The organism is Clostridium sulfidigenes, assembly GCF_000732635.1.
In the GTDB taxonomy this organism is placed as follows: Bacteria; Bacillota; Clostridia; order Clostridiales; family Clostridiaceae; genus Clostridium_J; species Clostridium_J sulfidigenes.
The window spans coordinates 1-3937 of the sequence record NZ_JPMD01000063.1; the positions used below are offsets into that span (position 1 = coordinate 1).

Below are 3937 nucleotides of genomic sequence, written 5' to 3' on the forward strand. Positions count from 1 at the left end.
TAAATTTTACTTTTAATAGGTTTACTATATGATATACTAAGGTTATAATATAATTCTTAATTGAAACTTATTCTAAAAGGTTATAAAAATAGAGCAATAAGATATAACTTATATATCAAATAAATAATTTATTTACTTATATATAATTATAACCTTAGTTTTCAACAAGAGTTTAATGTAATGCTATTACATTACGATAACATGGAAAGGTTGAGATTCTATGAGTACTTTTATGTTTAAAACCAAAAATTTAGATTATACTCCCGTAAGCAATGTGTTTATAGATAACTTCATGGCAAAGGCTAGAGGCGAGTATATAAAAGTTTATTTACTTGGTCTTAAATATTGTGTTAGTGGAGAAATAGGTGTAAACTCAACTCTTATAGCTTCAGCTCTATCCTTATTAGAAACTGACGTAATAAATGCTTGGAATTATTGGAATGACGAAGGTGTTATAAGATTAGTTCCCATAGATAACATGGGAAATTATAATATAGAATTCTTAGAACTAACTAAGGCTCCCGATAACAGAAAATCTGTGAATTTATTAAAAGAACTAGATAATTCTATGGTTAAAGATATGTTGCAAGATATAGAAAGATTATTAGCACGTCCACTTTCGCCCAAAGAAATGACTACTTATCTCGGATGGCAAAACGACTTTAATTTTTCTCCTGAAATTATACTTTTACTTATAGAATATTGTGTTTCTAAAGGAAAATCTGACTATAGATATATTGAGAAAATAGCTGTATCTTGGAGTGATAACAATATAACTAGTATAGACGAAGCACAAGACTTTATAAAAAAGCATGAGGATAAATGGATTAATATAAGAAAAATCTTAACTTATTTAGGTCTGAAAAATGGTGATGTTATGAAACCTCAAGAAGAGCTTTTGGAAAAATGGTTAAATGTATATAATTTTTCTTTAGAAATTATATATAAAGCTTGTGACATATGCTTTGAAAGACTAAATAGAGCCGACTTTAAATATATTGATGGTATACTTAATAGTTGGTTTAAAGACAAAATTAAAACTCTTCAAGATATTGAGTTAAAAGACAAGAAAAAAATTAATTTTAAACCTATTGTTAATGAAGTTTCAAATACCAATACAAAAAAAGGCAAAGGTAAATTTCATAGTTACGATCAAAGGACCTATGATTTTGAAGATTTAGAAAGAAAACTTTTAGGATGGGATAATAATGACTAATAAATATCATTTAGAAATTATGAAACTTTATGATAAAATAAAGGAAAATCAAAAAAATGCTTTAGAATTAAGAAAATCAGAAGTAAAAAAACGTGTTCCTGAAATAGATGATATTGAAAATCATATAGGGAAGCTATGTATTAAGGTTTCCCTAGCCGCCTTTCAGGATGCGCCTAATAGAGAACAACATTTAAAAGAACTAAAGGAAAATATAACTAATTTAAGAGTTAAAAAGACTGAGTTACTGGTATCAAACGGTTATCCTTTAGATTATCTAGATATTCATTATAATTGTAATAAATGTAATGATACTGGATTTATAGGATTACAAAAATGTAGTTGCTATAAACAAAAACTTAATAGTTTTTATTATAGAAATAGTGATTTATTCATAGTTTCTGATGATCATAATTTTGCTAATTTTAATATGGACTTCTATAGTGATAAAAGAAATGGCCGTGAAAAATATAGTCCAAAGGAAAATATGAAAAGCATTGTAAATCAATGTTTTAGATATATAGCAAACTTTGAGTCAACATCAGAAAATCTTCTTTTTTATGGTAATCCAGGCACTGGAAAAACCTTTTTATCTCACTGTATCGCAAAAGAATTAATAGATAATGGATATTTTATAGTATATAAGACTTCTGAAGAATTGATTAAAAACTTAAAAGATATAAGATTTAATAACAATTCAGTTCTAGAAGATCACCTAATTAATTGTGATTTGCTTATAATAGATGACTTAGGTACCGAAGTATCCTCAGAATTTGCTATATCTGAGTTATTTAACCTACTGAATACAAAGCTTCTAAGAAATAAGAAAATGTTAATATCTAGTAACTTTTCTTTAGATGAATTATTATCTATCTATTCAGAACGTATTACATCTAGACTTTTTGGTAATTTTTCTTTGTTTAAGTTTTATGGTGATGATATAAGACTTCAAAAAAATTTAAATAGTAAAGCATCCTCTAAATAATTTCATTTAATCAAAGGCATCCTAACTTATACTTATATTAAGTTAGGATGTTTTTTTATTTAGAAGAATCATAAAGACCTCCCATCATTAAAAAATCTTCTGCCTTTTCATCTTCTAAGCCCCTTTTATTATTTGAGTGTATAAAGGTAGATCTTATTATGGATGAATCTCCATACTTTTCTCTTATTTTATCTATTGTACTATCTAAGCTTCTTTGTTTATCTATTTTTTCATCATCAAATAAAGATTTTTGATATATACTATTATCACTCAACTTAGTTACTCTGACTCCTAATAATCTTATGGGTTCTCTACGCCACATCTCCTTAAATATTACTTTCACTAATTTAAAAATTTCTTCAGTGGAATCTGTTGGGGTTAAAAACTTTTTCTGATGAGAATAAGTTGTAAATATATTCGACTTTATTGATACAGCTACAATACCGCATAAAGATTTATTAGCTCTAAGTCTCTTAGCTACGCTTTCAGTAAGTGACAATAATACTTTTAGAGCTTCATCTATACTTAATATATCCTTGCTTGTAGTAGTTGAATTTCCTATGCCTTTTACATCCACATAATTATCACAGTTAATGGGTGAATTATCTATTCCATTGGCATATTCGTAAATTATATTTGCATAGCTCTTAAATATATTTCTTAAAATGCTCAAATTATAATTTGCTAAATCTCCAATTGTAAATATATTTAAATCTATAAGCTTTTTTTCTGCCGCTTTTCCAACCATAAATAAATCGCCTACTTTAAGTGGCCACATCTTTATTTTTATTTCTTCTTTAAATAATGTATGGATAGAATTCTTCTTAGAAAAATCACTAGCCATCTTAGCTAATAACTTATTATTTCCTATTCCTATATTTACTGTAAACCCTAAGTCTTCTTCTATTTTTCTTTTTATCTCCTTAGCCTTTTCCATATAGTCATATTTAAAATGACTTGCTTCCATAAAAACTTCATCTATAGAATATCTTTCAATAAAATCAGAATATGGCTCTAACAATTTATACATATCATTACTAAACCTTGTATATAGTTTATGTTCTGGTGGATAAACTTTTAATTGAGGGTACTTTTTCAACGCGGCTACTATAGGTTCTCCGGTTATTATATTAAATTTCTTAGCTGGAATTGATTTTGCTAAAACTACTCCTCTTCTATCTTCTATACTTCCACCTATTATAGAAGGAATTTTTCTTATATCTATTTCACTTTCTCCGCATCTTAATAAATTTATAGCTGTCCATGATAGAAATGCAGAGTTAACATCTATGTGAAATATTATTCTCTCGGACTTATTCTCCACAAATATCACATCCTCAAAATTAACTTACATTCTTATTTTAACGAACAAATATTCGTTTGTAAAGATATAATTATATACCTTTATGACAATAATTTATTTTAAATTAAAATATGCCCTTAATTTTTATATATTTAATTATTTTTTACTTATGTATTAATTCAAAAAATAAAAAAAGATTCTGAATTAATTCAGAATCTTTGGAGCTGGCAATAGGAATCGAACCTACAACCTGCTGATTACAAATCAGCTGCTCTACCGTTGAGCCATGCCAGCATAAGTGGCGACCCAGAAGGGACTCGAACCCTCGACCTCCGGCGTGACAGGCCGGCACTCTAACCAACTGAGCCACTGGGCCACATTAGATTATGTGGTGGTCGCAACAGGGATCGAACCTGTGACCCCCTGCTTGTAAGGC

3 protein-coding genes and 2 tRNA genes are annotated in these 3937 nt (G+C 27.9%); 2 read left to right on the plus strand and 3 right to left on the minus strand.

Annotated features, from left to right (window positions below):
* Positions 1–220 precede the first annotated feature (220 nt).
* The gene (locus tag IO99_RS17625) at positions 221–1216 is read left to right on the plus strand and encodes a DnaD domain protein (protein WP_035135802.1); all 996 of its coding nucleotides are present in this window, start codon (positions 221–223) and stop codon (positions 1214–1216) included.
* Positions 1209–2198, plus strand: a complete 990-nt coding sequence (locus tag IO99_RS17630; protein WP_035135803.1) for an ATP-binding protein — start codon at positions 1209–1211, stop codon at positions 2196–2198. Before IO99_RS17625 ends, IO99_RS17630 begins: the two co-directional genes overlap by 8 nt.
* Positions 2199–2253: 55 nt before the next feature.
* Here IO99_RS17630 and IO99_RS17635 read toward each other — a convergent pair whose 3' ends face one another.
* The 3 genes from IO99_RS17635 to IO99_RS17645 form a co-directional block, all read right to left on the minus strand.
* Entirely contained in the window at positions 2254–3522 is a 1269-nt protein-coding gene (locus tag IO99_RS17635) for a Y-family DNA polymerase (protein ID WP_035135804.1), read from the minus strand.
* Positions 3523–3720: 198 nt separating this feature from the next.
* A tRNA-Thr gene (locus tag IO99_RS17640) sits at positions 3721–3795 on the minus strand.
* A 5-nt stretch (positions 3796–3800) separates the two neighbouring features.
* Positions 3801–3877, minus strand: a tRNA-Asp gene (locus tag IO99_RS17645).
* Between the last annotated feature and the right edge of the window lie 60 nt (positions 3878–3937).

What these genes read in the sequence shown, in the direction of transcription:
- IO99_RS17625 (WP_035135802.1), top strand. Translation starts at nt 221, where the DNA reads ATGAGTACTTTTATGTTTAAAACCAAAAATTTAGATTATACTCCCGTA.
- IO99_RS17630 (WP_035135803.1), top strand. Translation starts at nt 1,209, where the DNA reads ATGACTAATAAATATCATTTAGAAATTATGAAACTTTATGATAAAATA.